Annotated in this window: 24 protein-coding genes; 8 read left to right on the top strand and 16 right to left on the bottom strand. The window is 70.3% G+C overall.

Going from position 1 to position 26,679, the window contains the following annotated elements:
* Positions 1 to 53 precede the first annotated feature (53 nt).
* Together BJ964_RS29265 and BJ964_RS29260 are read right to left on the bottom strand one after the other, a co-directional pair.
* Complete coding sequence (locus BJ964_RS29265) at positions 54 to 1,097, bottom strand: MBL fold metallo-hydrolase (RefSeq protein WP_188123688.1); 1,044 nt, start codon at positions 1,095 to 1,097, stop codon at positions 54 to 56.
* A 26-nt stretch (positions 1,098 to 1,123) separates the two neighbouring features.
* On the bottom strand, positions 1,124 to 3,433 hold the full coding sequence (locus tag BJ964_RS29260; protein ID WP_188123687.1) for an MMPL family transporter: 2,310 nt from the start codon (positions 3,431 to 3,433) through the stop codon (positions 1,124 to 1,126).
* A gap of 118 nt (positions 3,434 to 3,551) precedes the next feature.
* On the opposite strand from BJ964_RS29260, the gene BJ964_RS29255 reads away from it, so the two are divergent.
* Both BJ964_RS29255 and BJ964_RS29250 read left to right on the top strand, forming a co-directional pair.
* Entirely contained in the window at positions 3,552 to 4,133 is a 582-nt protein-coding gene (locus BJ964_RS29255; protein WP_188123686.1) for a TetR/AcrR family transcriptional regulator, read from the top strand.
* Between the two features lie 85 nt (positions 4,134 to 4,218).
* Positions 4,219 to 4,929 carry a siderophore-interacting protein gene (locus BJ964_RS29250; protein ID WP_188123685.1) on the top strand — a complete coding sequence of 237 codons (711 nt, stop codon included), beginning with the start codon at positions 4,219 to 4,221 and terminating at the stop codon, positions 4,927 to 4,929.
* 7 nt (positions 4,930 to 4,936) lie between these two features.
* Here BJ964_RS29250 and BJ964_RS29245 read toward each other — a convergent pair whose 3' ends face one another.
* Positions 4,937 to 5,392, bottom strand: a complete 456-nt coding sequence (locus BJ964_RS29245; RefSeq protein WP_188123684.1) for a MarR family transcriptional regulator — start codon at positions 5,390 to 5,392, stop codon at positions 4,937 to 4,939.
* A gap of 35 nt (positions 5,393 to 5,427) precedes the next feature.
* On the opposite strand from BJ964_RS29245, the gene BJ964_RS29240 reads away from it, so the two are divergent.
* Positions 5,428 to 6,627 (top strand): multidrug effflux MFS transporter, encoded by a 1,200-nt coding sequence (locus tag BJ964_RS29240; RefSeq protein WP_188123683.1) that lies wholly within the window; start codon positions 5,428 to 5,430, stop codon positions 6,625 to 6,627.
* A gap of 1,502 nt (positions 6,628 to 8,129) precedes the next feature.
* Here the strand turns inward: BJ964_RS29240 and BJ964_RS29235 are convergent.
* The 4 genes from BJ964_RS29235 to BJ964_RS29220 all read right to left on the bottom strand — a co-directional run bounded on the left by BJ964_RS29235 (position 8,130) and on the right by BJ964_RS29220 (position 12,804).
* A complete protein-coding gene (locus tag BJ964_RS29235; protein ID WP_188123682.1) occupies positions 8,130 to 8,939 on the bottom strand; it encodes a siderophore-interacting protein in 810 nt (269 codons plus the stop codon).
* A 204-nt stretch (positions 8,940 to 9,143) separates the two neighbouring features.
* Positions 9,144 to 10,841, bottom strand: coding sequence for a cellulose binding domain-containing protein (locus BJ964_RS29230; protein ID WP_188123681.1), 1,698 nt, complete (start codon positions 10,839 to 10,841; stop codon positions 9,144 to 9,146).
* An 86-nt stretch (positions 10,842 to 10,927) separates the two neighbouring features.
* Positions 10,928 to 11,611 carry a response regulator gene (locus BJ964_RS29225; protein WP_188123680.1) on the bottom strand — a complete coding sequence of 228 codons (684 nt, stop codon included), beginning with the start codon at positions 11,609 to 11,611 and terminating at the stop codon, positions 10,928 to 10,930.
* A gap of 5 nt (positions 11,612 to 11,616) precedes the next feature.
* The gene (locus BJ964_RS29220; RefSeq protein ID WP_188123679.1) at positions 11,617 to 12,804 is read right to left on the bottom strand and encodes a sensor histidine kinase; all 1,188 of its coding nucleotides are present in this window, start codon (positions 12,802 to 12,804) and stop codon (positions 11,617 to 11,619) included.
* A gap of 177 nt (positions 12,805 to 12,981) precedes the next feature.
* On the opposite strand from BJ964_RS29220, the gene BJ964_RS29215 reads away from it, so the two are divergent.
* Positions 12,982 to 15,156, top strand: coding sequence for an MMPL family transporter (locus tag BJ964_RS29215; RefSeq protein ID WP_188123678.1), 2,175 nt, complete (start codon positions 12,982 to 12,984; stop codon positions 15,154 to 15,156).
* Positions 15,157 to 15,288: 132 nt separating this feature from the next.
* On the opposite strand, the gene BJ964_RS29210 is transcribed toward BJ964_RS29215, so the two are convergent.
* Together BJ964_RS29210 and BJ964_RS29205 are read right to left on the bottom strand one after the other, a co-directional pair.
* Positions 15,289 to 16,059 (bottom strand): SDR family NAD(P)-dependent oxidoreductase, encoded by a 771-nt coding sequence (locus BJ964_RS29210; RefSeq protein ID WP_229806787.1) that lies wholly within the window; start codon positions 16,057 to 16,059, stop codon positions 15,289 to 15,291.
* 30 nt (positions 16,060 to 16,089) lie between these two features.
* A complete protein-coding gene (locus BJ964_RS29205) occupies positions 16,090 to 17,022 on the bottom strand; it encodes a S41 family peptidase (RefSeq protein WP_188123677.1) in 933 nt (310 codons plus the stop codon).
* A 98-nt stretch (positions 17,023 to 17,120) separates the two neighbouring features.
* Here BJ964_RS29205 and BJ964_RS29200 point away from each other — a divergent pair, with 98 nt between their 5' ends.
* Positions 17,121 to 18,008 carry a class I SAM-dependent methyltransferase gene (locus BJ964_RS29200; protein ID WP_188123676.1) on the top strand — a complete coding sequence of 296 codons (888 nt, stop codon included), beginning with the start codon at positions 17,121 to 17,123 and terminating at the stop codon, positions 18,006 to 18,008.
* A gap of 18 nt (positions 18,009 to 18,026) precedes the next feature.
* On the opposite strand, the gene BJ964_RS29195 is transcribed toward BJ964_RS29200, so the two are convergent.
* Positions 18,027 to 18,875, bottom strand: a complete 849-nt coding sequence (locus BJ964_RS29195) for a phosphotransferase enzyme family protein (protein ID WP_229806786.1) — start codon at positions 18,873 to 18,875, stop codon at positions 18,027 to 18,029.
* Between the two features lie 262 nt (positions 18,876 to 19,137).
* Positions 19,138 to 19,449 (bottom strand): NIPSNAP family protein, encoded by a 312-nt coding sequence (locus BJ964_RS29190; protein ID WP_188123675.1) that lies wholly within the window; start codon positions 19,447 to 19,449, stop codon positions 19,138 to 19,140.
* A 141-nt stretch (positions 19,450 to 19,590) separates the two neighbouring features.
* On the opposite strand from BJ964_RS29190, the gene BJ964_RS29185 reads away from it, so the two are divergent.
* The 3 genes from BJ964_RS29185 to BJ964_RS29175 all read left to right on the top strand — a co-directional run bounded on the left by BJ964_RS29185 (position 19,591) and on the right by BJ964_RS29175 (position 21,289).
* Positions 19,591 to 19,833 (top strand): hypothetical protein, encoded by a 243-nt coding sequence (locus tag BJ964_RS29185; protein ID WP_188123674.1) that lies wholly within the window; start codon positions 19,591 to 19,593, stop codon positions 19,831 to 19,833.
* Positions 19,834 to 19,913: 80 nt separating this feature from the next.
* Positions 19,914 to 20,900, top strand: a complete 987-nt coding sequence (locus BJ964_RS29180; protein ID WP_188123673.1) for an RNA polymerase subunit sigma-70 — start codon at positions 19,914 to 19,916, stop codon at positions 20,898 to 20,900.
* Positions 20,897 to 21,289 carry a DUF6069 family protein gene (locus BJ964_RS29175; protein ID WP_188123672.1) on the top strand — a complete coding sequence of 131 codons (393 nt, stop codon included), beginning with the start codon at positions 20,897 to 20,899 and terminating at the stop codon, positions 21,287 to 21,289. Before BJ964_RS29180 ends, BJ964_RS29175 begins: the two co-directional genes overlap by 4 nt.
* Before the next feature lie 14 nt (positions 21,290 to 21,303).
* Here the strand turns inward: BJ964_RS29175 and BJ964_RS29170 are convergent, their stop codons facing one another.
* From BJ964_RS29170 to BJ964_RS29150, 5 genes are all read right to left on the bottom strand, one after another.
* Positions 21,304 to 21,492 carry a hypothetical protein gene (locus BJ964_RS29170; RefSeq protein WP_188123671.1) on the bottom strand — a complete coding sequence of 63 codons (189 nt, stop codon included), beginning with the start codon at positions 21,490 to 21,492 and terminating at the stop codon, positions 21,304 to 21,306.
* A gap of 135 nt (positions 21,493 to 21,627) precedes the next feature.
* Complete coding sequence (locus tag BJ964_RS29165) at positions 21,628 to 23,061, bottom strand: class I adenylate-forming enzyme family protein (protein WP_188123670.1); 1,434 nt, start codon at positions 23,059 to 23,061, stop codon at positions 21,628 to 21,630.
* Positions 23,058 to 24,038 carry an acyl-CoA dehydrogenase family protein gene (locus tag BJ964_RS29160; RefSeq protein ID WP_188123669.1) on the bottom strand — a complete coding sequence of 327 codons (981 nt, stop codon included), beginning with the start codon at positions 24,036 to 24,038 and terminating at the stop codon, positions 23,058 to 23,060. Before BJ964_RS29160 ends, BJ964_RS29165 begins: the two co-directional genes overlap by 4 nt.
* On the bottom strand, positions 24,035 to 25,192 hold the full coding sequence (locus BJ964_RS29155; protein ID WP_188123668.1) for an acyl-CoA dehydrogenase family protein: 1,158 nt from the start codon (positions 25,190 to 25,192) through the stop codon (positions 24,035 to 24,037). The genes BJ964_RS29160 and BJ964_RS29155 overlap by 4 nt, the downstream gene beginning before the upstream one ends.
* A gap of 11 nt (positions 25,193 to 25,203) precedes the next feature.
* Positions 25,204 to 26,556, bottom strand: coding sequence for a cytochrome P450 (locus BJ964_RS29150; protein ID WP_188123667.1), 1,353 nt, complete (start codon positions 26,554 to 26,556; stop codon positions 25,204 to 25,206).
* Between the last annotated feature and the right edge of the window lie 123 nt (positions 26,557 to 26,679).

The raw sequence follows: 26,679 nt of genomic DNA, 5'->3' as shown, positions 1-26,679 counted from the left end.
TCCCTCGCCGAGGCCACCACAGCCGGTTCTCAGATTCACTACGCCAGGCGCGGTCAGGCGATCTGCTGCCACCAGGGGTCGATCTCCGGTGGATTGTCCACGTCGATCCGCTCCCCCGGCTTGGGGATCGCCAGGGTGACGTCGCGGGCCTTGGCCTCACGCCAGGTGCGGTCGGCGGGTTCGGACCAGGCGTGCGGCGCGAGGGTGAACGTCGCCCAGTGCACCGGGATCATCAGGCCGCCGCGGACGTCGAGGTGGGTGGCGACACCGTCCTCGGGCACCATGTGGATGTCGGCCCAGGCGTCGCCGTACGCCCCGATCTGCACCATGGTGACGTCGAACGGACCGTGCCGCTCGCCGATCTCGGCGAAGCCGGGAAAGTAGCCGGTGTCGCCGGAGTAGAACGCCCGGCGGGACGGGCCTTTGATCACCCAGCTCGCCCAGAGGGTCTCGTCGCGGGTGAAGCCGCGGCCGGAGAAGTGCCGTGCCGGGGTGGCGGTCAGTTCGACGTCACCGACGCGGGCCGACTCGTTCCAGTCCAGCTCGACGATGCGGGTTTGCGGGACGCCCCAGCGTTCCAGGTGTGCGCCCACCCCGAGCGGCACCACGAACAGCACGGTGGCCTGGAGGCCGGCGAGGTTCTGGACGGTCTCCATGTCGAGGTGGTCGTAGTGGTCGTGGGAGATCACGACGGCGTCCAGGGCGGGCAGTTCAGGCAGCGGGACCGGTGGCTCGTGCAGCCGTTTGGGACCGGCCAGCGACGATGGCGAGCAGCGTTCGCTCCACACCGGATCGAGCAGGATCCGGTGCCCCTCGATCTCGACCAGGACGGTGGAGTGCCCGTACCAGGTGACGTGCAGGCCGTCAGCGTCGGCGGCGGGCGCGGTCACCAGCGGAACCGGCTGGTGGGGCCGGCGCCGGGCCAGGCCGCCGGTCAGCATGTCGGCGGTGGCTTTGCGGATGGCGGCGAAGTCCATGGCGGTGCTGGTGGGCACGCTGTTGCGGAACTTCCCGTCGGCGAACTGCGGGGAGGCCTCCACCCGGGTACGCCGTACCCCGGTGATCTTTCCGCCCAGCTGGGCAGCGATGGTGGTCATCCTCTGGGGTCCCTTCCCGTGGGATTTCAGACGCGGACCGGCTCGGTGACGGAGTCGGTGGGGCGGTATTGGTCGGCCAGGTGCGGGCGGTCGAGGCTTTCGCCCTCGACGTCGATGTTCGGCAGGATGCGGTCCAGCCACTTCGGCAGCCACCAGGCGCGCTCGCCCATCAGATACATCAGGGCGGGGATCAGGCACATGCGTACGACGAACGCGTCGAACAGGACGGCGGCGGAGAGGGCGAAGCCCATCGACTGGATGATCGGCTCGCCCATGAACATGAACCCGCTGAACACCGCGGTCATGATCAGTGCGGCGGCGGTGACGACGCGGGCGCTGTTGCGGAACCCGTCGACGACGGCCTCCCGGTAGGAGGCGCCGTGGATGTGCGCCTCACGGATGCGGGTGACCAGGAAGACCTGATAGTCCATGGCGAGCCCGAAGACCAGGCCGATCAGGAAGATCGGGATGAAGCTGATGATCGGCTGGCCGGGGAAGAGCCCGAACACGCCTTCCTGGAAGAACAGGACGGTGGCGCCGAGGGTGGCCCCGACCGACAGCAGGAAGCCGAGGGTGGCGGTCAGCGGCACCAGGATGGACCGGAAGACGACCATCAGGATCAGGAACGCCAGGCCGATGACGACGCCGAGGTAGAGCGGCAGGGCGTCGGCGAGCCGCTGGGAGGTGTCGGTCTGGATGGCGGTCAGGCCGGTGATGCCGATGCTCGTACCGGTCTGCTTCTCGATGTCGGTCTGGGTGTCGCGCAGGTCGTCGAGCAGGGCCTCGGTGGCGGTGTCGTTCGGCCCGTGTTTCGGGGTGATCAGGATGAGCGCGCCGGTCCCCTGCTCGTTCATGCCGCCGAGCTGGGCGTTGGCGACCTCGGCGTGCCCGGCGGCCCAGGCGACCACCTCCTGGTACGCGGCGGGCCGCTCCTGCTCGGGCACCCCGCGTCCGTCGACCACGGTCAGCATCGGGGCCAGGCGGCCCTCACCGAAAGCGCCGTTGATCAGATCGGCGGCTTTACGTCGGGTGGTGTCGGTGGGTGCGGTGGAGTCCGACGGGAAGGCCAGGTGCAGCCGGGACGACGGGATCGCGATGGCGCCGAGGACGACGACCACCAGCAGGGCGAACACGGCCGGGGCGCGGCCGATGAGACGCGCCCAGCGTACGCCCGCGTTGTTGATCTTCCCGGAGTCGTCGCGGGACGGGGTGTAGCGGCGGAACCGTCCGGCGAACGCCCTGGACTTGAGGATCCCGAGCACGGCGGGGAGCAGGGTGAGCGCGACCATGACGGCGATGACGACGGTGGCGGCGGCGCCCCAGCCCATGGCGGCCAGGAACGGCACCCCGGTCAGGCTGAGCGCGGCCAGCGCGATGACGACGGTGAGGCCGGCGAAGACGACCGCGGAGCCGGCGGTGCCGACCGCGACGCCGATCGCCTCGACGCGGTCGTCGGTGTGTTCCAGTTCGTTGCGGTAGCGGGCCAGGATGAACAGGGCGTAGTCGATGCCCACGCCGAGGCCGATCATGGTGGCCAGCAGCGGGGTGCTGGAGTCCAGCTCGGCGAAGGCGGTCATGGCGGTGATGCCGGTGACCCCGAGGGCCACACCGATGCCGGCGGTCAGGATCGGCAGGCCCGCGGCGACCAGCGACCCGAAGGTGAACGCGAGCACGATCAGGGCGACGCCGACACCGATCAGCTCGACGCTGACACCACCCTCGTCGCCGGGGCCGCCGCCCTCCATGCCGGAGCCGGACACCTCGACCTGCATGCCGTCGCCGCGGGCGTGCTCGATGGCTTCCAGCACCTTGTCGCGGGTGCCGGGTTCGACGTCGGTGGGAGTGGCGACGTCGAAGGCGAACTCGATGATCCCGACCCGGCCGTCCGGCGACAGCGGCAGGACGGCTGCGGCGTTCTTCTCCGCGGCGGCGGCGTCGCCGCTGGCGGCGACGATCCGCTGCTTCATGGCGGCGGCCGTCTCCACCGGCCCGGCCAGCGGCTCCCGCGGCATCTGCGGCGCCGACTTCAGCTCGGTGAGCAGGGCGGAGATCCGGCCCGCGTACGGCTCGCCGGCGAGCTTGCTGCCCTCGGGCGCGGCCACCACGATCGAGACGGACGCCTCGTCGATGGCGCTACCGGAACCGGGGAACAATTGTTGCTGCAGGTCGGTAGCCTTCTCCGACGGGATGCCGGGGATGGAGAACTGGTCCGACATCGGCTGCGACATGGTGGTGGCGACCGCGCCGACCCCGATCAGGGCGACCAGCCACGCGACCAGCACCAGTGGCCATCGCCGGTAGGCGGTCTTGCCGAGCCGGTACAGCAGGGATGCCATGAGGAATCCTCCGGAGATTTAATTGAACGGCCGGTATGGTCCATGGCGAGAGTAGGTCCCGGCCCCTGAGAGCCGGCTGAGACGATGGGATACGACACACAGGAAGAGGTGGACGGAATTGGCTCGCACCGTCGGCAGCGACGCGGAGGACACACGGCGGCGCATCCTCGGCGAGACGACCGCGCTGTTCATCGAACGCGGCTATGCGAGCACGTCGATCCGTGACATCAGTGAGCGCCTCGGCATGACCAAAGGGGCGCTGTACTACCACTTCACCTCGAAGGAAGAGCTGCTCCACGCAATCGTGGCGCCCCTGCTGAGCGGGTTGCGCGCCTTCGTCGGCGACGTGCGCGACGCCGGCACGGTCCGGCCCGAACTGGTCCGGGAACTCGTCGACCTCCTCGACGCCAACGCTCCCCTGGTGCGGTCGCTGTCCAGCGACCCCGCGGTCAGCCGCAGCAAACTGGAAGGACGCGGAGCGGGCGCCCCGTTCGCCGAGTTGGCGCAGCTCCTGAGCGGGACCGACGACGGCGACGCGCTGCGCGGCCGGTGCGCCGTGGGCCTCATCTTCGCCAGCGTCATCGGGCCGCCCCCGCACAAGGGACTCGACGACAGCCCCGCCGGCCGCCGGCTCACCGAGCCGGAGAAGCGGTTCGTCACAGCGGCCGCCATGGCGGTGCTCGCGATGCCCGCGCCCTGACCGCTAACCTGCCACCGGGCCGATCATGACGGCGCTCCCCCGCCAAACGCAGCCGCGCGCCCGCCCCTACTCAGGAGGAGCCCCGATGGGGATAGCCACGCGCTTGAAGGACATGGCCGAAGCCGCCCTGCTGACCGAGGCCGAGATAACCGAGATCAACCCCGAAGGCCAGGATTTCGTACGGATGAGCCTGCACTCGCCCGCATTGCGGTCGGTGCGGTGGACCGCCGGGACGAAGGTGCAGCTCCGCCTGCCGGGCGACGGCTGGACCATGCGCACCTACACGCCCCTGTTCTGGGACGCCGAGGACGGGCGGACCGAACTCCTCGCCTACCGGCACGGCCACGGCCCGGCCAGCACCTGGTCCGGGCAGGTCGAGTCCGGTGACAGCGTCCGGTTCATGGGCCCGCGCCGATCCATCGACGCGCCCGCCACCGGCGAGCCGGTCCTGTTCGTCGGCGACGAGTCCAGTGTGGCGCTGGCCTGCGCCTTCGCCACCACGGGCGCCACGGTCACGCACCTGTTCGAGGCAGCCCACCCGGCCGCGCTCACCGGCACTCTGGCCGGCCTGTCACCGGCCCTGGACGCCGACGTGTGCGGCAACGACGACCCGGCCGCCCTGCTCGACCGGTTGCGCGGCCTCGCGGCGGCCATGCCCCGCCCGTACCGGCTGATCGTGACCGGCGACGCGGCCACCGTGCACGCCGTCCGGCGCGAGGTACGCACCTGGTCCACACCACCGGCCAGGATCACCGGCAAGGCGTACTGGGCCGCCGGCCGCGCCGGCCTCGACTGAGCAACGATCAAGCTTCGCCGTCGGCGGTGAGGTGCCGTTCGAGGCGGCTGAGCAGTTGCACGCACTGTCGTACCGCTTCGGTGTCGTCGCCCAGGACGCCCGCGAACTCCCTGGTCCAACCCTTGCGCAGCACCCGCAGGTTGGAGGCGGCCAGCTCGGTCGGATGCACCGCGACGCCCCGGCCGGCGGCCGCCGCGCGGGAAATCATGCCCTTGCCCTCCAGGGCGCGCAGGGCTGTGCTGACGTTGGTGCGCTGCAACCGGGTGCGGCGGGCGATCTCGCTGGGCGCCGCACCCGGGTACAGATCCACGACCCGCATCACCTGCCGCTCCGTCTCGGTCAGCGGCACCACATCCGGCCCGTCGTCGGGCGTCCGGGCACGCACCAGCCGGCCGACGTTGAGGATCAGGTCGGCCAGGTCCGCCAGCTCGGAGTCGGCGGTGATGGTTTCGTCACGGCGCATGGTCACAGCGTATTGGATTATGACAGCATAATTATGTGCTCATAACTCAGGACGTCGTTCCGCCGGGACGCCGGGCACAGCTCGCCCTCGTACTCGGCTCGCTGAGCGCCTTCGGCGCGCTCACGATCGACATGTACCTGCCGGCGATGCCCGGCATGGCCGGCGAACTGCACACCAGCCCGTTGCAGGTCCAGCTCACCCTCACCGTCTTCGTCGTCGGGCTCGCCCTCGGCCAGGTGATCGTCGGACCACTCTCGGACGCCTGGGGCCGGCGCCGCCCGCTGCTGGCGGGCCTGATCCTGTACGTGGCGGGCTCACTCTGGTGCGCCCTGGCACCCGGTGTCGGCTGGCTGCTCGCCGGCCGGGTCCTGCAGTCGCTGGGCGCGGCGGCGGGCACGGTCCTGGCCCGGGCCGTCGTCCGGGACCTGTACGAGGGCACCGCCATGACCCGCTTCTTCTCCACCCTGATGGTCGTCAACGGGGTCGCGCCGATCGTGGCGCCGGTCATCGGCGGCCAACTGCTGACGTTCACCACGTGGCGGGCCGTCTTCGGAGTCCTCGCCGCCATCGGCGCCGTCCTGCTGATCGCGGTCGTCTTCACCCTCCCCGAGTCACTGCCCGGCGACCGGCGGGCACCGGCTCATCCGGGTGCGACGCTGCGAACCTTCCGCACACTCGGCACCGACCGGCACTACCTGCGCTACGTACTGGCCGCCGCGCTCATGTTCGCGGCCGTCTTCGCGTACATCTCCGGCTCGTCGTTCGTTCTCCAAGAGGCGTACGGGCTGAGCGCCCAGCAGTTCAGCATCGTCTTCGCCGTCAACGGACTGGGCATCATCCTGTGCGGCCAGCTCAACCGGATGCTCGTCGGCCGGGTCGCCGACGAGCACACGCTGCTGCGGATCAGCCTCGCGGTAGCCGTCCTCGGCTCCGCCGGGGTCCTGGCGTGCGCGCTGTTCGACCTGCCGTTGGCGCTGCTGCTGATCTGCCTGTTCCTGCTGGTATCCATGCTGGGCATCGTGCTCGCCGACGCCACCTCGCTGGCGCTGGCCGGCCACGCCTCCGCAGCCGGGGCGGCCTCCTCGCTGCAGGGCCTGCTCCAGTTCCTGGTCGGCAGCCTGGCCGCCGCCGCCATGAACCTGTCCGGCCACGTCACCGCCACCGCCATGGGCGCCACCATGGTCGTCTGCTCCACCGCCGCCCTCGCCGTCCTCCATCTCCGCGGCCCCCGCTGATCGCTTCGTCCCACCGCTCAGTCAGAAGACGCCAGGTGGTCAAGGTCCGCATTTCGCTTCCAGCTCCTTCTTCCGGTACGCGACTCCTCGCCCCGCCTTCACCAGGGCCGTCCCGTCCGGTCGGCGCGATCTCGCCGCCTACCCCAGCCTGTGCCGCCCCCGCCGGGCTGAGATCGATTGGACACTCCCGCATGTGCTGTCGCTCGCTCCGGGTGGGCGGTCGCGGTGGCGGTCGCCAGGCACCCGGGGTGCTGCTCGCGGCCGTTACGTCGGTGGCGCTGGGTCGGTGGCGGCGCTTCATGCCGGTCCCGCCACGGATGGCTGCGGCGTCACCCCGACTCACCGGCGATCTTGGGCGATGGTGGCTGTCCGGCCAATCTTGATTCCTGACTGTTGTCCAGCGGTCAATCATCACCCATGATCCATTTCCGCTGGAAGACCTTGGGTTATCGGATACCTCCGGGAGTCTTCTTCTCGGGTGTTTGCGGTTCTACGTCAAGCGCCCGGTCGGGCGAACCACCAAATGGGGGCGCCGTCCGCCGCGCTGGGCGGAAATGGGGCTTCCGCCGGAAACAGGCGCCCGTTTCGCCCGCTTTGCACGCTGCCGTTGTGCGATCTTGAACGATTTACCACCGCCTCGGGTGGTAAATCGTTCAAGATCGCTCCGGGTGACGCGTCCTGCTGTCGAGGGATGCGGATTCGGCCGTGGGCGACCAAGAAGAATGCTCCCGAATGGCCACAATGGCGCAAGATCGCGCGTTCGGTGACGATCACCCAAGATCTACATCGATGCCTGCAGATGACTCGCGCGGCCGACGGCGACCGGCCGAACCTCGCGGCAAAGACGGGAAACACGCCAACATGTGACACATCCACCCCGGCAACAACCGAGAAAGAGACTCCCTGACTACCTCGATCCTCCACAAGAGCCGGTGAACCGGGTCCCTCGCTCACACGGAGTTCCGGCCGGCCGGGCTTTCGGAGGTGAGCGCACACGAACGCCGCCACGTGTGCGGCCATCGCCCCGATAGGACACGTAGGCGACCACGACACCACCACCGTGCGCGCCCACCCACCCTCGCGAAAGCGCGCCCACCCACCCAGGGCGACCGGCGCTACGGCCGGGAGCAGGCAGCCCCGTGCCTGGGAAGCCAAACCGCGACCACCCACCCAGCCCGACCGGCGCAACGGCCGGGAGCAGGCAGCCCCGTGCCTGGGAAGCCAAACCGCGACCACCCACCCAGCCCGACCGGCGCAACGGCCGGGAGCAGGCAACCCCGTGCCTGGGAAGCAACACCGCGACCACCGCCCAGCGTGACCGAAAGCAAGGGCGGCGACACACGAGGAAAGCGAAACGCGAACCTCGAACGAGGGCCTGCCGCGCGTTCTTGACGATCGCGGTCTCCGAGGAGGCGGTGGTGGACACCGGCCGGCGGCGGCCTACAGCTGGAGATTCCTCGCCGAGGCGGGCGGCACGTCGTGGTGGCCGGGGCTCGGCGGGATCAGTCGTCGCCGTAGTCGTGGTCGGGGTGGTCGGCGGCGCCGAGCCGCCAATAGCCTCGGGTGATCAGCGCGGATGGGGCGACGCCGCGGTCCAGCAGGGTTCGGCGGATCCGGCGCATCGCCGATGCCTCGCAGGCGACCCAGAACCGGGTGGCTCCGGTGATCGGCGCCCGCTCGGCGGCCGCGTGCAGGCCGTCGCCGAAACCGTCCGCGGTCGGCCGGTGGTGCCAGGCGACCGTCAGGTCGGCCTTGCTGAGCAGCGGGATCTCGTCGGCCGGACCGGCCGCCTCGACGTGTACGTGGGCGCTCGCGGAGGCGGGCAGGGCGTCGAGCAGGCTGCCGATGGCCGGGAGGGCGCTCTCGTCGCCGGCGATCCACCAGCGTGGGGCGTCGAGGTCGGCCGCGAACCGGCCGCCCGGGCCGCCGAGCGCGATCCGGTCTCCGGGCTTCGCCCGGGCCGCCCACTCCGATGCCGGGCCTTCCCCGTGCAGCACGAACTGCACCTCCAGGGTGCCGGCCGCCGCGTCGTACGCCCGCGGGGTGTAGGTCCGCATCGCCGGCCGCGCCACGCCCTCCGGCCACATCCGTCCCTCCGGTGTCACCGTCGGCATCACCGGCGCGTCCTGGCCGGGAGCCGGCAGGAACACCTTGATGTGCGAGGTCGGCGCCGCGGTCTGGAAGCGGCTCAGATCCGCCCCGCCGAGGTGCACCGACACGAGCCTCGGCGTGACCCGGTCGACTCGGACCACCTCGACGACCTGCGGCGGCGGCCGGTGTCGGCCACCACCGCGGCGGGGGTTGTCGTTCACGGTTGTCCTCCCGGTTTCTCGGTGCTCACTGTTCGGCAGACGGCCGGAACCATGCGACCGGCGGCCTCAGTGTGCGGTCACGATATGTCGCGATAGTTAATGTGTCAACGATCGGGTAGGCCGCCGGACCGGTCGCCGCTGGTCTTCCACGGCGGCGGGTCCGGTGTCCCGTTTTACCCCGTGCGGGCCCGGTTCAGACGCCTGTCAGGCTCCGGTGCAGCTGATGGCGGGCGTGGTCGCCGTACCGGTCGCGGTGAACCCGAACGTGGTCGACGCTCCGGCGGCGAGCGCGCCGTTGTAGCTCGCGTTGGTCACCGTGACGGCGCTTCCGCTGGTGCTGAGCGTGCCGTTCCAGAGCTGACTGACGGCCTGGCCGCTGCCCAGCGTCCAGCCGGTGCTCCAGCCGCTGATGGCCCTGCCGGCGGTCACGGTGACCTCGCCCTGGAAGCCGCCGCTCCACGAGTTGGTCGTCCGGTAGGTCGCGGCGCAAGCGCCGGTCACCGGCGGCGTCGAGGTGGTCGGCGACGAACTGGGCAGGGCGGGGCTGCCCTGGGCGGCGTAGTCCAGGTACTCCTCGATGTTGCGGTAGCCGTCGGCGTCCGCGTCGCCGTTGTGGTCGGCGGTGTTCGGGTTCAGGCCGTTGGCGCTCTCCCACGCGTTCGGCATGCCGTCCCGGTCGGTGTCCCAGCCGCTGGGGCTGCTGACCTGCGAGGCGTTCCACAGGTTGTTCCACTCGGTGGCGTTCGGGTCGTTGATCACGCCACCGCTGGTGTTCCTGGTCTCGGTCACGACCCGCGTGTCCACGGCGTCGCGGGCCCACCAGAAGGCGCCGGCGTTGTTCAGCACCCGGGTGAGGGCGGCGCCGGCGGATTCGGTGGTCATGTTCGGTACGTCGAATCGCGCCGTCCTGTGGGTGGGGATGCCGGTGTACCGGTCCCAGGCGATGTCCACCCCGTTGGTCAGGTTGGCGTCGCCGTCGTAGTCGGCGCGGTTGCCGGAGAGGTAGGCGCTGGTGCCGGTCGCCCCGGTGTAGACCTCCGGGTTGCCGGAGTTGTGCCGTAGGTAGGTGTTGCCGGCGAAGTTGGCGTTGGCGAGCTGGTCGGTGCCGCTGTAGCCCTTGCCCTCGAAGACGACGTTGTTGCTCCACTCCACGTTGTTGACCGCGCCGGTCTCGTTGCCGAGGCGGGGCAGCCGGCTGATGTGGTGGGCGAACAGGTTGTGATGGTAGGCGATGTTCGACCCGGTCACGTCGCTGCCGATCAGCGCCCCGTAGCTGTGGCCGTTGTAGTTGAGCCCGTCGGACACGATGGCGTACTGCACCGACACCTGTCCGGCGCCGTCGCTGGTGCTGATGCCCTCGTCGTCGTGCCAGCTGACCGAGACGTGGTCGGCGATGACCTGGTCACCGGTGATCCAGAGGCCGTCGTTGGTGGCCACCTCCGGGTTGGCCTGGTCCTTGCCGGGCCGGAACCTGAGGTGCCGCAGAACGATGTTCTTCCCGGTCACCTTGGTGGCCTGGCCCATGATCGTGATGCCCGGTTTCGGCGCGGTCTGCCCGGCGATGGTCAGGTTGCTCGTGCCGATGCCGAGCCAGCCCTGCCGCCCGGCCGGGGACAGTCTGATCGTTCCGGCGACGTCGAAGACGATCGTCCGGCCGCTGCCGGGCGCGGTGGTGATGCCGTACCGCAGGGAGCCGGCGGCCGGGCTGCTCGCGTTGTCGGTGAGGTTGGTGACGTGGTAGATGTCGCCGCCCCGGCCACCGGTGGCGTACATCGCCGGGCCGGCGGCGCCCGGGAAGGCCGCCACGGTGGCGGCACTGGCGGGCGGGCCGGTCAGCACCACGGCACCGGCGGCGAGGATTCCGGCGGCGGCGACGGCCAGGACGGATCTGGTCACGGACATGCTGAACCCTTCCTACTGGGAGCGTTCCCATCGTGTTGCAGATGCGTGACGACGACCGGGATCACACTTTTCGAGAAAGATTGACGTCAATGCGCTGGCAGCGCGTCACCCGGCAGGACCATGCCGCTCTGGTAGGCGATCACCACCAGCTGCGCGCGGTCACGGGCGGCGAGTTTGCTCATCGTACGATTGACATGGGTCTTGACCGTGAGCGGTGAGAGGTGGAGCCGCTGGGCGATGTCGTCGTTGGACAGGCCGTGCGCGACCAGGATCATCAGCTCCTTCTCCCGGTCGGTGAGCAGGTCCAGCGTGGGCGGTCGCGTCGTGACCGCCGGGCGGGTGCGGCTCACGAAGGCGCCGATCAGACCGCGGGTGGCCTTCGGTGACAGCAGCGCGTCACCGGCCGCGACCACCCGAATGGCGTTCACCAGTTCGGCGGGGTGGACGTTCTTGCCGAGGAAGCCGCTGGCCCCGGCCTGCAACGCGAGCACCACGTTCTCGTCGTTGTCGAACGTGGTGAGCACCAGCACCCGTACCCCGGCAAGCCGGTCGTCGGCGCAGATGCGCCGGGTGGCCTCGATGCCGTCGAGGTTCGGCATCCGGATGTCCATCAGGACGACGTCGATGCGGGCGGTGTGCGCGAGATCCACCGCCTCCCGCCCGTCGGAGGCCTCGGCGACCACCTCGACGTCCGGGTCGGCGTCGATGATCATTTTGAAGCCGGCGCGGATGAGGGCCTGGTCGTCGGCGAGCAGCACACGGATCGGCACGGTGGTCAGCGTCCTTCGGCGGTGGTGGGCGTCAGTTCGGTGGGTTCGTCGTTCCAGCTCAGCCCGTTCTCGGCGGCGGGAAGCACCGCGTGCACCCGGAACCGGCCACCGGACACCGGACCGGCGGTGACGGCGCCGTGCGCGACGGCCGCCCGCTCACGCATCCCGAGCAGGCCGAACCCGGAGCCGGAGCGGCCGCGGTACCGGGCCACCCGGTTGACGACCTCGATCGTCACCTCGCCGTCGGTGTAGGTGAGGTCGAGGTCGGCGCTGCCGTCGCCGTACCGGTGGGCGTTGGTGAGCGCCTCCTGCACGATCCGGTAGGCGGCCAGGTCCACCACCGCGGGCAGCGGCCGGGGCGTTCCGGTCTGCCGATGGCGTACCTCGAAGCCCATGGCCTCGAGCCCGGCGAGCATGCCGGGGAGCCGGTCGAGGCCGGAGGTGGGTTCGGTGGCCGGCAGCTCACCGGGGTCGCGGAGCACGCCGATCACGGATTTGATCTCGTCGAGGACGGTGTCGGCGGCCTGCCGGATGTGCCCGAGCACCGGCCACACCTTCTCCGGGTCGTTGCGCAGCACGTGCCCGGCCGCGCCGGCGTGCACGCTGATCACCGCGATGTGGTGGGCGACGACGTCGTGCAGTTCGCGGGCGATCCGCAGGCGCTCGTCCATGACCCGCCGCCGGGCCTCCTCCTCACGGGTCTGTTCGGCCTGGCGGGCGCGTTCGGTCACCTCGGCGATGTACGCCCGCCGCATCCGTGTCGAGTCACCGGCACCGGCCCCGCCGAAGATGAACGCGAACAGGGCCCACTGATCGGACGTCCACCAGGCGGCGCCGCTCATGATCGTGCCGGCGGTCACGATGGCGACCCACACGGTCGCCGCGTAGAACCAGGGCCGGCGGCGCCGGCTGTAGAGGGCGGTCGAGTAGTTCAGCGCACCGAGCGCGATGAACAGCCCGGCGGCGGGGGTGCCGGTCAGCAGGGTGAGCACCACGACGGCGGTGGCCACGGTCAGCACCTGCTCCGGGTACCGGCGGCGCAGCATGGCCGCGCCCGCGGCGACGGCGGCGAGCGTGACGGTCAGCCCGGTGTCGGCCGGGGGCGCCAGCGTCAGCACTGTCACCACCAGGCCGCCGGCCAGGGCCGCGTCACCCAGCCAGGGAGGGATCCGTCCGGTGCCGTTGACGTGCATGGCCCCGACGGTAGGCGGCCGCGGCCCCGGGATCGTCCTGTTCCCGCAGTATCCGGGGTCCGGCGAAGATACCGCGTCCGCGGTACACCGATGCCCGCGCTGACACGACGACCGAAGGCCCCGCGATCGCGATCGTTGAGAGCGTCCCCAGTTCACGACCGTCGGAGGGCCCCTCTCATGGCCACCCTGCTCTACCGGCTCGGCCGGTTCTCGTTCCGGCGCCGCCGGCTCACCCTCGCGATCTGGGTGACCGTGCTCGCCCTGTTCGGGCTCGGCGCGGCCACGCTCTCCGGCCCGACCAGCGGCGCCTTCTCCATTCCGGGCACCGAGTCGTCGCGTGCCATGGACGTCATCACCGAGAAGTTCGGCGGCAGCGGCGACGGCACCGCCAGCGTCAAGGTCGTCTTCACCGTCACCGGGGACGCCACCCTCACCGGCACTCCGCAGAAGGCGGCCGTCGAGGCCACCATCGCCGAACTGGCGAAGGCGCCCCAGGTCGCGTCGGTGGCCGGCCCCTACGAGAGCAAGACGATCTCGCAAGACCTGCGGACGGGGTACGCCACGGTCACCTACACCGAAGCCGCGGCGGACGTCACCGACGAGGCGCGCGAGGCGCTGCTGGACACCGGTGCCGCCGCCCGGGCCGCCGGCATCGGCGTCGAGTTCTCCGGTGAGGCCAGCAAGCTCGCCGAGGGTGGCCACTCCAGCGAGACGCTCGGTATCGCCGTCGCCGCCCTGGTCCTGCTGCTCACCTTCGGCTCCCTCGTCGCGGCCGGCCTGCCGCTGCTCACCGCCCTGATCGGCGTCGGCATCGGCATGCTCGGCATCCAGATCGCCACCGGCTTCTTCGACCTGTCCGCGGCCACGCCCGCCCTGGCCACCATGCTCGGCCTCGCCGTCGGCATCGACTACGCCCTGTTCGTGGTCTCCCGCTACCGGGGCGAACTCGCGGTGGGCCGCGACCCCGAGGAGGCCGCCGGACGGGCGGTCGGCACCGCCGGGTCCGCGGTCGTCTTCGCCGGCCTCACCGTGGTCATCGCGCTGGCGGCGCTGGCGGTCACCGGCATCCCGTTCCTGACCGCGATGGGTATCGCCGCCGCCGGCACCGTGGCCGTCGCCGTACTGGTCACCCTCACCCTGGTACCGGCGATCCTCGGCTTCGCCGGCCGCAGGGTCATCGCCAAGCGGCTGCGCGACGGCGGACAGCACGCGGACCGTACGCCGAGGATGCCGTTCGGGGAGCGCTGGGCCCGCATCGTCGTCAAGCACCGCTGGGCGGCCCTGCTGGTCTCCGCCGCGGTCCTCGCCGTGGTCGCGCTGCCCGCCACCGACCTGCGCCTGGCGCTGCCCGACGACGGCTCCGCGGCCGTCACCTCCACCCAACGGAGGGCCTACGACCAGCTGGCCGAGGGCTTCGGCGCCGGCTTCAACGGCCCGCTCGTCGTGGTCGTCGAGAGCGACGACGCGGCGACCGCCGCCGCACAGGTGCAGAAGACCCTCGCCGGCATGGACGACGTCGCCATGGTGCTGCCGGCCACGGTCGACAAGGCGGGCGGCACCGCGATGCTCACCGTGCTGCCGGAGAGCGCGCCGACCAGCGAGGCCACCCAGGACCTGGTCCAGGCGATCCGGGACCTGCCGGAGAGCGCCGGGACCCGGGTGTCGGTGACCGGCAGCACGGCGGTCAACATCGACATCTCGGCCAAGCTGTCGGGTGCGCTCATCCCGTACCTGATCATTGTTGTCGGTTTGGCTCTTGTCCTGCTCATGCTGGTGTTCCGCAGCATCCTGGTGCCGCTGAAGGCGACCGCCGGGTTCCTGCTGTCGGTCGCGGCGGCGTTCGGCGCCCTGGTCGCCGTGTTCCAGAACGGTCACCTCGCCGACCTGATCGGCCTGGACACCACCGGCCCGATCGTCAGCGTCATGCCGATCTTCCTGGTCGGCATCCTGTTCGGCCTGGCCATGGACTACGAGGTCTTCCTGGTCACCCGGACCCGCGAGGACTTCGTGCACGGCGCGGCGCCGGACGAGGCGATCATCAGCGGCATGAGGCACGGCGGCCGGGTCGTCACCGCCGCGGCGCTCATCATGATCAGCGTCTTCGCCGGCTTCATCATGGCCGACGACGCGATCATCAAGTCGCTCGGTTTCGCGCTCGCCGTCGGCGTCGCGGTCGACGCCTTCATCGTACGGATGACGATCGTGCCCGCGGTGCTCTCCCTGATGGGACGGGCCGCGTGGTGGCTGCCGGCCGGCCTCCAGCGAATCCTGCCGAACGTCGACGTCGAGGGTGCGGCCCTCGCCCGGCACCTGGCCACCACCGAGCGCGAGCTCGCCACCGCGAGCGCCTGATCCCCGGCCGGGGTCGCGGGTTCTCCCCCGCGGTCCCGGCCGTCACGCATTTCGGTTGTCCCGGGGTCGCCGCCGGCACCACTGAGCATGTCCGTTCCCGAGCGAAACGCGGACCTCGACCGTGGAGGGTCTCTAACGGCCGAGAACCGCTCCGCCGTTGAGGCCGATGATCTGGCCGGTGAGGTAGCCGGCGTCGGCGGAGGCGATGTAGCGGACCGCGGCCGCCACATCGGCCGGTGTCCCCGGGCGCCCGACCAGCGTGTCGGCGATCTTCGCGGCTACGAACTCCGGGGTGTCCTGGCCTCGGAAGATGTCGGTGTCCTGGATGTAGCCGGGAGCCAGGATGTTCACCGTGATGCCGTCCGGGCCGAGCTGCCGGGCCAGGCCGAGAGCCCACCCGTGCAGGGCGGCCTTCGCCGCCGCGTACGAGCCGGCCGAGTGCGAACCCGCACCGCCCCGCTGGGCCGCCGCCGAACTGATCATGACGAGCCGCCCACCCGGCCGGGTCAACCGGTCCAGCAGCGCGTTCGTGAGCAACACCGCCGTGATCAGGTTGATCTCCAGGTCGTGACGCCAGGACGCGGCCAGCGCGCCGAGACCACTCTCGGCCGGCGGCGTGATGATCGCGCCCGCATTGTTCACGAGCACGTCGACCGTGCCCAGCTCGGCGATCCGATCCGCCGCACGCTCGACCTCGGACGGCTCCGTCAGATCCGCCCCGATCGGAATCACGGAAGCCGAGCCGGCCGCCCGGTTCATCTCCTCGGCCGCCTGGCGCAGCAGTTCCTCCCGCCGGCCGATGATGACCACCCGGTCGCCATCAGTCGCGAACGCGCCGGCGATCGCCCGACCGATCCCCGTCGCACCACCGGACACGACCACCAAACGAGAAGCATTGATCACGATGGCACCCTACGCCGCCGCTCAGGACGGTCAGCTCAGTGCGGATCGCGCCTCGGCCAGGACGGTGGGTGAGATGCTGGTCGCCAGGACGTGCTGTAGGGCCTGCCGGTAGGCCACGTCGAGCGCCTCCGTGGCGGGCACCGGCACGTCCGGCTCGACGCCGACGCCCTCCCAGTTGCCGTCGGTGACCGGATTGACCGAACGGGCCACCGGCACGGTGATCTCGAAGGTGGGCGTGATCGGGAACGGCTGCGTGGGATGGGCGCCTCCCCGCGTCGTCTCACCGATCAGAACCGCACGACCCTGCGCCTTGAGGTTGTAACAGATCTCCTCACCGCCGGAGAAAGTGGTTCCGCTGGTCAGCAGATACACCGGCCGGTCCAGATACCGCTCGCCGGGCAGCCAGGAATGACTCCAGTACTGGCGAGTGTGGCCGGTCGCACCGATGTAGACGCTGTTGAGGTGGGTCTCCCCGTCGGGGAAGAAGTAGCTGGTCCAGAAAATGGCCCCGTCGGGAGCGCCACCACGGTTCTTGCGCAGGTCGACGATCAGGGCGTGGGTCTGTGACACCAGCTCCATCGCAGCGGCGATCGCACGCCCTCCGACGTCCGCTGAGGTCACCGACCGCAGATCCACCAGGCCCACGTTTCCGTCCAGGCGTTCCACCCGGGCGATGCCGTAGTTGGTGAGCCGCAGCTGTTCACGCCACGCCGCCTCCAGCTCGGGCTCGGTGAGGGCAGCGCGCATTCCCTCCTCGCGTACCCGTACCCGAAGATGTTTGTCCTTGCACACCTCGAACAGCTCGGCGGTCAACCGCTCGCCGAGAGCGGCCTCGTCCAAGCCGTCGTACTCGCCGGCCGCCCGCCGTCGGCGGATGCCCGCGGCCGCCGCCTGAGCCTTGGCGGGAAAGATGTAGTTGTCGCAGAGCAGCTCGACCGCTTTATCAACGAGATCCACTGACATGCGACAGACAATATCCAAGATCCCCGATTCCGTGGTCGGCGGTGAAACCCGGTTGCGCCGTCGCCGTGATGTGGTTGGGTCGGCGCATGTCGATCACGATGCGGCGGGTGACGCCGGACTCATTGGGACAGGTCGTCGACGTCGACGGACGCGTACTCGCCGGAGGTATCGTCGTTGACGTGGATCTCGTCGGGGTGCAGAAGACCCTCAACCCCGTCCTCAAGGCCAAAGCGCTGGACAACCGGCTGCCGGTACCCATCCTCGGCGACCCGCACGCCGAGCGGGTGATGCGCCGTCTCGACCCCGGCTACGACAAGGGCAGATTCCGTGCCAGTCAGTTGGGCCTCGCCGCCGTGGTGCGCGCCAAGGCCCTCGACGACTGGGCACGAGACTTCCTCGCCGATCATCGCGACGCGGTGGTGCTGAACCTGGGCTGCGGCCTCGACGCCCGGGTGTACCGGATCGATCCGCCGGTCACCGTGGAGTGGTATGACCTGGACTTTCCCTCCGTCATCGACCTGCGAAGGCAACACCTGCCGCCGCGCGAACACTGCACCTTGATCGGTTCAGACGTCACCGACCTCGCCTGGCTGGAGCAGGTTCCGCGCGGCCGTCCGGTACTCGTGGTCGCCGAGGGCCTGGTGCCCTACCTGACGGAGGATGATGTCCGGCGGCTCCTGACCAGCGTCGTCGACGCCTTCCCTACCGGCCGGATGCTGTTCGACACGGTGTCGGTCTCGGCATGGCGCGGCTCGCGATGGGATCCGATCGGGCGTATGTACAACGCCGTGTTCCGGTGCGGCTTCGACGACCCGGCCGCGCTGGCCAGTTGGCACCCGCTGCTCGAATACGTCGACGAGGCGCCCATGAACGACTCGCCGGTCCTGATGGACCGGGCGCCTGCGACCATACGTCGTATATATCGCCTGCTGAATCTGATTCCAAGCTTCAGGCGGTCCAGCCGCATCCTGCGGTTCCGATTCTGAGGCCATCGGAGGCCACGTTCATCGGGGCGCCGGTGTTCGGAGCCGGCTGAGCCACTCGGCCGCGAGGTGGCGGCCGTTCGGGAGCCGGTCGTCGCGGTCCCAGCGCCAGGTGGTGACCATCGCCAGCGTGAGCAGCCGGCAGTCGTGCAAGAGGGCGTGGTCGACGCCGGGATAGTGGTCGCCGACTTCCTCGGGCGCGTGTGCGAGATCGAACTCGACCGGGCCCCGGCAGCACGTCTCCAGGTCGATGAACAGCGGGCCGGTCCCCGTCCGTAGCACGTTGCCGGGGTGCGGCTCGCCGTGCAGGAGTTGCTCGGCGCGGGCGCGTTCGCCGATGCTCCGGCGCAGCCGCCGCATCGTGGAGTCGAGGAACTCGCGGTCGTCGTCGGCCAGATCGGGCGTACGGTCGCGGTCGGCCAGGAGGCGCTGTGCCTGTTCGACCCGGTCGGTGTAGTGCGGCGCCGGGATGTCGAGGCCCCGCATGCCGGCGTGCAGCCGCCGCAGTGCCCCGGCGTAGTCGGCCGGCGTGATCTCCCGGGTCGACGGCTCGTGGTAGGCCCACAGCGTGACCTCGTGGCCGTCCCACTGGTGGACGCGCGGTTCCACACGAGGGTCGAGTGCCGCCACCGGGCTGCCCGCGGCGGCCAGCCGCTGCGCGATCTCGATCTCGAACCGGGCGGCCTGGAGCCCCACCCGGGACACCCGGGACAGCACGTCGCACGGCAGCAGGCGCAGCGTGATCCGGTTCGACTCCTGGAGAACGACCGTGTCCTCGACCGCCAGGCCGAGTGACGACACCACCGATCGGGCCGCGGCCACGGCACGGTTCGTCGGTGTGTCGGCGAGGTCGTACGGAACCGGCTGCACGCGCCGACCCTAACCCAGCCCTGGATAACAGGGCATTCCGGACTGGACGCCCGGCCCGATCAGACCGAGCCGACTTCCGGAGACTCCCGGACGTCACCGACTTCCGCCGCCCGAGTTGAGGCGCCGATCGTCCTTGCGGCAGCGTGAGAGCACTCCTGATCTTGACTCAACCTTCCGCCCTGGAGGTTGATCAACTATCCTCTCCGCCGCGTGACGCAGGCGACGGGACGCCGTTCGGCGCGGGATGACCGATCCCTCGACCTCAGCCGTTCGGCAGGAGCGGGCGCATGAAGGTGCGGTCGTAGCGCAGGACACAACCGGACTCCTCACGGATCCGGTCGGCGGCGACGAACTCAGCGTCGACGCCGAAAAGGGTGCGGTAACGCTCGTACGCGGCCATGCTCTCGAAGCTGAAAAGGGCCTCGGCCTTGTCGCTCGCGCCCTCGGCCGGCAGAAAGTATCCATGATGGATGCCGCCGTGGGCGGTCACCAGCCGCATCCATTCGCGGGCGAAGCGTTCGAACGCCTCGATCTTCGACGGGTCGATCGTGTAATGCACGACGCAGGTGATCACCGCAGGAGCCTAGCGTTCGGCGACAACACACGCCGGTCGACCGAAACGGCCCTGGTGGCCATCTACGGCGCGTTTTCGCAGGTCAAAGCTGCTACAGCTGCCGGTCCGCATCCTGGTCGGCGCCGGCGCTATCTTCAGACGGTGACTGACACGTGGGACGAGGAGTTCTCCCCTTCGGCCGGGGCGCTGAACACGCTGCGCTGGGCGTACGGGATGGGCGCGACGACGCTGGGCGAGGCCTACGACATGCTCGAGCAGCTGGAACTCAGCAACGACGTTCCTGAGGTGCTGGGCCACGACGACACCGTCGAGAACGTACGGGAGGAACTTGATTTCGGCCTGGAGACCGTCGGGCCCGATGCCCCGCTGACATCTCTGCTGTGATCGGCCGGCGCCGGTGATGAGTTTCCCCGCCCGTACCCGTCTTATCTGTGACGGCACACGATGAGCGGGAGGATGACGTCATGGGTACGGACACGCAGCCGGCGGACCTGGGTGAGATCGACGAGCCGGCGTTCTCGGGGCTGGCCGAGCGGCACCGGCGGGAGCTGCACGTGCACTGCTACCGGATGCTCGGATCGTTCGAGGACGCCGAGGACACCGTGCAGGAGACGTTCCTGCGGGCCTGGCGGCGGCGGGAGACCTTCCAGGGGCGGTCGACGTTCCGGGCCTGGCTGTACCGGATCGCCACCAACGCCTGCCTGGACCTGCTCGCCAAGTGCCGGCCGGAACCGGCGACCGGCGGTGAGGTTTTGTGGCTCCAGCCCTACCCGGACCGGCTGCTCGACGAACTGTCCGCCGACGAGCCGGAGGCCCTCGCCGTGGCGCGGGAGACGATCGAGCTGGCGTACCTGGTCGCCGTCCAGCATCTCGCGCCGCGCCCACGGGCCGTACTGATCCTGCGCGACGTGCTCGGCTGGCCAGCCAAGGAGGTCGCCGAGTTGCTCGGCGACTCGGTCAACTCGGTGAACAGCGCGCTCCAGCGGGCCCGCACCGGCATGCGCGAGCACCTGCCGGCCGAACGGCAGGACTGGACCGGCGGTGCGGACGACGCCGCCACCCGCGAGCTGGTGCGCCGCTACACCGACGCCAGCGTGGCCACCGACATTCCGGCGCTCGCCGCGATGGTGCGCGAGGACGTACGGACCTCGATGCCTCCGACCCCGGGCCTGTACGTCGGCCGCGACACGGTCGTGCGGTTCTGGGCCAGGTGCGGCTTCGAGGGCATGACGGGCCTGCGTGCCGTCCCCACGGCCGTGAACCGGCAGCCCGCCGTCGCCTTCTACCACTGGAATGAGCGGGAGGGTGCGTACCTGCCGTTGACGATCGACGTCCTGCGCATCGTCGGCGGCCGGATCACCGAGATCATCACGTTCCACGCCGACCGGTTCGCACGGCTCGGGCTGCCGGAGCGCCTGCCCGCGGACGGCACCGAGCAGGTTCGGCGATGAACAGCACGATCAGGCTCGTCGGCGCCGGCCTGCTCGCCGTGGTCGTGGCGGTGGTGGCGACCACCGCCGCGGCCGCGCTCGCCCTGGCCGCCGGTGTCGATTTCGAGATCCCCGACGGCGGCGAGGCGATCCCGCTGGCCGGGTTCGCCACGGTGACCGGCTTCTTCTCGGCCGTGGGCGTGGTCATCGCGGTCGCGTTTCGGCGCTGGAGCGCCCGCCCGGCCGAACTGTTCGTGTGGACGGCCGTGTCGCTGACCGCGATCTCGCTGATCCCGCCCCTGATCTCCGGGGCGGCCACCACCACCGCCGTCACCCTCGTCGGGCTGCACCTGGTGCCGGCGGCGGTGATGATCCCCAGCCTGGCGCGGAGCCTGCGAGCCGTCAGGTGACCACATGGACGCGGTCACAGGTACAGGTCGACGCCTTTGCCGTCGCTGAGGGTCTGCACCATCTTCATGGGCAGGTCGGAACTGACCATCGCCTGGAGCAGGTCGGCCTGGGCGTTGACCTGGTCCTGCCGGGCCTGCGGGTCTTGCAGTTGGCCCGGTGCGATCACGCTGAACGCGACGGGTCCGATGGAACCTACGGACATGATCACTCCTTGGGGTGAAGGCAGTCGTGATCGTTGATCGTCTGCTGTCACCCGGGGATGAGGAAAATGGTGGCCCTGATCGAGACGTGGACGTCAGAGCTGCCCCACCGCCACCACCCGACGCATCGACCCCGCTCAGCTTTCAGGAGCCAGCATGTCGCGTACCGCCTTGCGGTTGATTTTTCCGACGCTGGTGAGCGGGACCGCGTCGAGGACGGTGATTTCGCGGGGGTATTTGTATTTGGCCATCCGCTCGCGGGTGAAAGCGACCAGCTCCGCCCCGGTCGCCTGCTCCCCGGGCGCCAACTGGACGACGGCGACCACCTCCTCACCGCTCTCCGCATCCGGTCGACCGACGCACGCCGCGACCTGCACGGCCGGATGTTCCAGCAGCACATCCTCGACATCGCGGGGGTAGACGTTGAAGCCGCCGCGGATGATGAGGTCCTTCATCCGGTCGACGACGTAGAGGTAGCCGTCGTCGTCGAGCCGGCCGATGTCGCCGGTGTGCAGCCAGCCGTCCCGGATGGTCTGCGCGGTCAGGTCCGGGTCGTTCCAGTAGCCGAGCATCACGCCGGGACCGCGGACGCAGATCTCGCTGTCGACGATCGCGACCTCGGCGTGCGGCAGCGGCTTGCCGACGCTGCCGGGACGATGCCCGGTGAGGGTCTCCGCCGACACGACGGCGCTGGTCTCGGTCACGCCGAACGCCTTCTCGGCGGCGGCGCGGATGGCGGGCGGCAGGGTGGCGCCGCCCGAGCCGAAGGATCGCAGCGACGACAGGTCGTAATCCCCGTACGGCTGGGCGAGCAGCATCTGGAGCATCGTGGGCACGACCGGGCTGGATTCGAGGCGGTGTTCGGCGACCAGTTCCAGCCAGCCGACCGGGTCGAACCAGCGTTGCAGCACCGACACGAGCCGCCGTTCGGAGTGCAGGCCGCCGATGACGACGATCAGGCCGTACGCGTGCGACAGCGGCAACGGCAGCAGCGACCTGGTGGTGTTCGCCGACCGGGCGACCTGTTCGAGACCGCGGCCGTTCTCCCACAGGCCGCGGTGGCTGAGCATGACGCCTTTGGCCCGTCCGGTGGTGCCGCCGGTGTAGAGCAGTGCCGCGAGGTCGTCGTCGGCACGCGGTTCGATCCCCGCGGGTTCCCCGGTTTCGAGGTCGGCGTAGTTGCCGCCGATGACGAACGTGGTGATGCCCAGCCCGTCGGCGGCCTTGCCGAACAGTCCGGCCAGCTCCGGGCTGATGATCGCCGCGGTGGCGCCGGAGTCGGTGAGGATGTGCCGCAGCTCCGGCTCGCTCTGCAGGAAGATCACCGGCGTCACCACCGCACCGGCCCGCCAGATCGCCCGGTAGGAGATGAACACCTCCGGCGTGTTCATCGTCATCACGACCACCCGGTCCCCGGGCCGCACCCCGTGCGCGCGCAGCCCGGCGGCGACCCGGGTGGACCGTTCGTAAATCTCCGTGGAGGTCAGCCACCGGCCCTCGAAGAACAGCGACTCGTAGTGGCCGAGACGCTGGTAGGCCTGCTCGGCGAGAAGTCCGAGGTGGTGACTCATCGGGCCGCCTCCCCCATCGCGAGCCGGGCGACCTCGTCGAAGGCCGCCACATCGTCACCGAGCAGGAAACGGTCGGTCTTGGCGCGCCGCCAGTACAGGTGGGCGTCGTGTTCCCAGGTGTACCCGATGCCGCCGTGCACCTGGATCACCGTCTCGGCCGCGAGTTCCAGGGTGGTCGCGGCGGCGGCTTTCGCGGCGGCCGCGGCCAGCGGCAGTTCGCCGGGTGCCCGGTCGGCGGCCCAGGCGGCCCACCAGACCAGCGACCGCAGCTGCTCCACCGCCACGTAGACGTCGACGAGCATGTGCTTGACGGCCTGATAGGAGCCGATCGGGCGGCCGAACGTGTGCCGCTCCTTCGCGTACCCGACACCCATGCCCAGCAGCCGGGACGCGGCCCCCAGGCCTTCGGCCGCCAGAATGGTACGGCCGACGCGTTCCGCTTTCGCCCACCGTGGGCGCGCGTCGCGTACCAGATCGGTGGTCTCGCCCAGGGTGACGTCACCGAGACCGCGAGTCGCGTCGACCGGCCGGCGTGCCGTCACCCGGCCCGGCCCGCAGACCAGCGTGCCGTCGCGCAAGGTGAGGAAGGTGTCGGCGCCGATCGCGTCGAGAACCGGGTCATGGTCGTCGATGACCGCGACGGCCAGGCTGCCGTCGGCGAGTCCGGCAAGCCGGTCCGGATCATTTTCCAGGAGTACGGCGGCGCGCGCGAAGTTCACCAGGGATGGACCCGCGAGGACCCGTCCGGCCTGCTCGGCGACCACGGCGAGTTGGAGAACGGTGCCGCCTCCCCCACCGGCGCTCTCCGGGATGGTGATCGTCGCGTAGCCGCTTTTGATCAGCTCGGCGCGGCCCGGCCGCACACCGGCGCCCTCGTCGAGCGCGGACCGGGCGGCAGCCGGGGAGGCCGAGGCGGACAGAAAGTCACGGGCGCCGTCGGCGAGGTCGAGGTGCTCCTGATCCAGATCGAAGTTCATCGGATGCTCTCCCTGAACGTGACGCCCTTGTCCGCACGAGGTTCGGCGGGCAGGCCGAGGACCCGCTCGCCGATGATGTTGCGCAGCACCTGGTCGCTGCCGCCGGCGATGGCCATGCCGGGCAGCAGTGCCTGCATGTCCTGCCATGCGGCGTCGGCGGTCGCCGCGTCCGGGCCGAGCACGCGTACGGCGAGGTCGGTCAGGTCCCGCGCCGACCGGGTGCCGCTGAGCTTGCCCGCCGACGCCTCCGGGCCGGGCAGTTCACCGCGGCTCAGCTTCGACAGCTGCCGGTAGCCGGTGTAGCGGGCGCCGAGCGCGGCCACGTACCCCCGGCCGAGTTCCTGACGGGCCAGCACCTGCCGGTCCTCGGGGAGCGCGCCGATGTGCGCGGCGACGTGCCTGGCCACCGCCTCCGGTTTCGGGCCGATCGACGTGCCACCGCCGCCGAGCGACAGCCGCTCGCTCATCAGCGTCGTCAGTGCCACCCGCCAGCCGTCGCCGACGTCGCCGAGCCGCTCCTCGTCGGGGATCCGTACGTCGTCGAAGAACACCTCGTTGAAGTGGGCGTCGCCGTTCATCTGCCGCAGCGGCCGGACCGTGACGCCGGGGGCCTTCATGTCGACCACGAACATCGTGAGGCCGCGGTGTTTCGGCACATCCGGATCGGTACGGGTGAGCAGGATCCCGAAGTCCGCGAGGTGGGCGAGCGTCGTCCACACCTTCTGCCCACTGATCCGCCACCCGTCGCCGTCGCGGACCGCCCGCGTGCGCAGCGCGGCCAGATCGCTGCCGGCCGACGGTTCACTGAACAGCTGACACCACAGGTCGTCGGCCCGCAGCAGCCGCTTGAGGTAGCGCTGCTTCTGCGAGTCGCTGCCGTGCACGATCACGGTCGGCCCGCACATCCCGATCCCGATCAGGTTGATCAGCGGGGGCAGGCCGTGCCGGGCCGTCTCCTGGTCGACGATCGCCTGCTGCATCGGTGTGCCGCCACGTCCACCGGCCTCGACCGGCCAGGTGACGCCGACGAACCCGGCGTCGTACAGGATGGCCTGCCAGGCCCGCGGCTGCTCCGGGGCGGACGGGTGCCGGTCCAGGAAGGAACGCACCTCCGCCCGCCAGGCCGCCTCGTCGGGGGTGTCGTCGAAATCCATCCTGGTCCCCTTCAGTTCCTGATCAGGGTGATCGGCTGGCCGTCCTTCGGGAACGGCAGCGCGTGGTGGTCCAGCGGCGCCACATAGTCCGGGTCGACGTTCCAGTGGTACTCACGCAGCAGCCGGTGCAGGATCGCCTTCACCTCGAGGCCGCCGAAGTGCATGCCGATGCATTTGTGGACGCCGCCGCCGAACGGCATCCAGGCGAACCGGTGCGACCGGTCCTCCCGGCGATCCGGGCCGAACCGTTCCGGGTCGAAAACCTCGGGATCGGTCCAGTACCGCGGCATCAGATGGGTGAACTGGATGCCGAGCGAGCAGAACGTGTCCGCCGGGATGCGCACTCCCTGCACGACCGTGTCCTTGACGGCGTAGCGGACCAGCACCGGAACCGGCGCCCGCAGCCGCAGCGCCTCCCGCATGACCAGGTCGGCCGAGACCAGCGAGTCCAGGCCGGCCCGGTCCGGGGCCGGTCCGAGGGCCAGCGCCTCGGACCGGCAGCGTTCCTGCCAGCCGGGATGCTGGCCGAGGTATTGCAGGATCGCGGTGGTGGTGATGGTGGACGTGTCGTGCGCCGCCATCATCAGGAAGATCATGTGGTTGATGACGTCGTCGTCGCTGAACCGGTCGCCGTCCTCGGTCTCGATGTGGCAGAGCACCGAGAAGATGTCGTCGCTGACCGTGGCCCGCTTCGCCGGCAGGTAGCCGCGCAGGAACCTCTCCAGCTTCCGCCGGCCACGGTAGGCGCGTCCCCAGCGGGTCATCGGCACATCCGCCCGGACGATGCCGGCGGCGGCCTGCACACAGGCGATGAACGCCCGGTTGATCCGGTCCATCTCGTCCGTGTCCGTGGCGCCCACACCGCCCATGAACAGGTCGGCGGCGATGTCCAGGGTGAGCTGCTTGAGCCGCCAGTAGGCCGGAATCTCGGTGCCGGCCTCCCATCTCGCCAAGGCGCGTTCGACGGCCGGATGCAGGCGGCGGGTGTAGCCGTCCAGCCGCTGCGGGGTGAACGCCTCCTGCATGATCCGCCGATGGCCGTGGTGGTCGTCGAAGTCGATCAGCATGAGACCGCGGCGGAAGAACGGCCCGACCAGCTGCGACCAGGCCGGCCCGTTGGCGAACGCCTTGTCCCGGTTCTGCAGCACCTCACCGCAGGCGTCCGGCCCGAGCATCATCGCCGTGATCTTCCCGAACATGTACGACGGCGCGACCGGCCCGTAATGCTCCCAGTGACGCCGGTAGAGCGCGACCGGATCCCGCTGGTACTTGAAGAGATTGCCCACCCAGGGCAGACCACGATCCTCACGTCGCAGGCGCGGAAGGGGGCGCGGGCCCACCTGTTCCCGAGTCTCAGCCGACATTGGCTCTCACCTCGAAGAGTCGCATCCTCGTATCGGCCAGCGTGATTCTCCGAGGCGGGCCCTGTCAATGTCCGCGGCGCCCTCCCACGTGAGCGATCGCCGCGCCGCCGCTGTTGATCACCG

The sequence above is a fragment of the Actinoplanes lobatus genome (genome assembly GCF_014205215.1).
Lineage (GTDB): Bacteria > Actinomycetota > Actinomycetes > Mycobacteriales > Micromonosporaceae > Actinoplanes > Actinoplanes lobatus.
This window is presented reverse-complemented; position numbering and strand designations above follow the sequence as displayed.

Coding starts and splice junctions, on each gene's coding strand:
- BJ964_RS29265 (WP_188123688.1), bottom strand. CDS start 1,097: ATGACCACCATCGCTGCCCAGCTGGGCGGAAAGATCACCGGGGTACGG.
- BJ964_RS29260 (WP_188123687.1), bottom strand. CDS start 3,433: ATGGCATCCCTGCTGTACCGGCTCGGCAAGACCGCCTACCGGCGATGG.
- BJ964_RS29250 (WP_188123685.1), top strand. CDS start 4,219: ATGGGGATAGCCACGCGCTTGAAGGACATGGCCGAAGCCGCCCTGCTG.
- BJ964_RS29245 (WP_188123684.1), bottom strand. CDS start 5,392: ATGCGCCGTGACGAAACCATCACCGCCGACTCCGAGCTGGCGGACCTG.
- BJ964_RS29230 (WP_188123681.1), bottom strand. CDS start 10,841: ATGTCCGTGACCAGATCCGTCCTGGCCGTCGCCGCCGCCGGAATCCTC.
- BJ964_RS29220 (WP_188123679.1), bottom strand. CDS start 12,804: ATGCACGTCAACGGCACCGGACGGATCCCTCCCTGGCTGGGTGACGCG.
- BJ964_RS29215 (WP_188123678.1), top strand. CDS start 12,982: ATGGCCACCCTGCTCTACCGGCTCGGCCGGTTCTCGTTCCGGCGCCGC.
- BJ964_RS29205 (WP_188123677.1), bottom strand. CDS start 17,022: ATGTCAGTGGATCTCGTTGATAAAGCGGTCGAGCTGCTCTGCGACAAC.
- BJ964_RS29200 (WP_188123676.1), top strand. CDS start 17,121: ATGCGGCGGGTGACGCCGGACTCATTGGGACAGGTCGTCGACGTCGAC.
- BJ964_RS29180 (WP_188123673.1), top strand. CDS start 19,914: ATGGGTACGGACACGCAGCCGGCGGACCTGGGTGAGATCGACGAGCCG.
- BJ964_RS29175 (WP_188123672.1), top strand. CDS start 20,897: ATGAACAGCACGATCAGGCTCGTCGGCGCCGGCCTGCTCGCCGTGGTC.
- BJ964_RS29170 (WP_188123671.1), bottom strand. CDS start 21,492: ATGTCCGTAGGTTCCATCGGACCCGTCGCGTTCAGCGTGATCGCACCG.
- BJ964_RS29165 (WP_188123670.1), bottom strand. CDS start 23,061: ATGAGTCACCACCTCGGACTTCTCGCCGAGCAGGCCTACCAGCGTCTC.
- BJ964_RS29160 (WP_188123669.1), bottom strand. CDS start 24,038: ATGAACTTCGATCTGGATCAGGAGCACCTCGACCTCGCCGACGGCGCC.
- BJ964_RS29155 (WP_188123668.1), bottom strand. CDS start 25,192: ATGGATTTCGACGACACCCCCGACGAGGCGGCCTGGCGGGCGGAGGTG.
- BJ964_RS29150 (WP_188123667.1), bottom strand. CDS start 26,556: ATGTCGGCTGAGACTCGGGAACAGGTGGGCCCGCGCCCCCTTCCGCGC.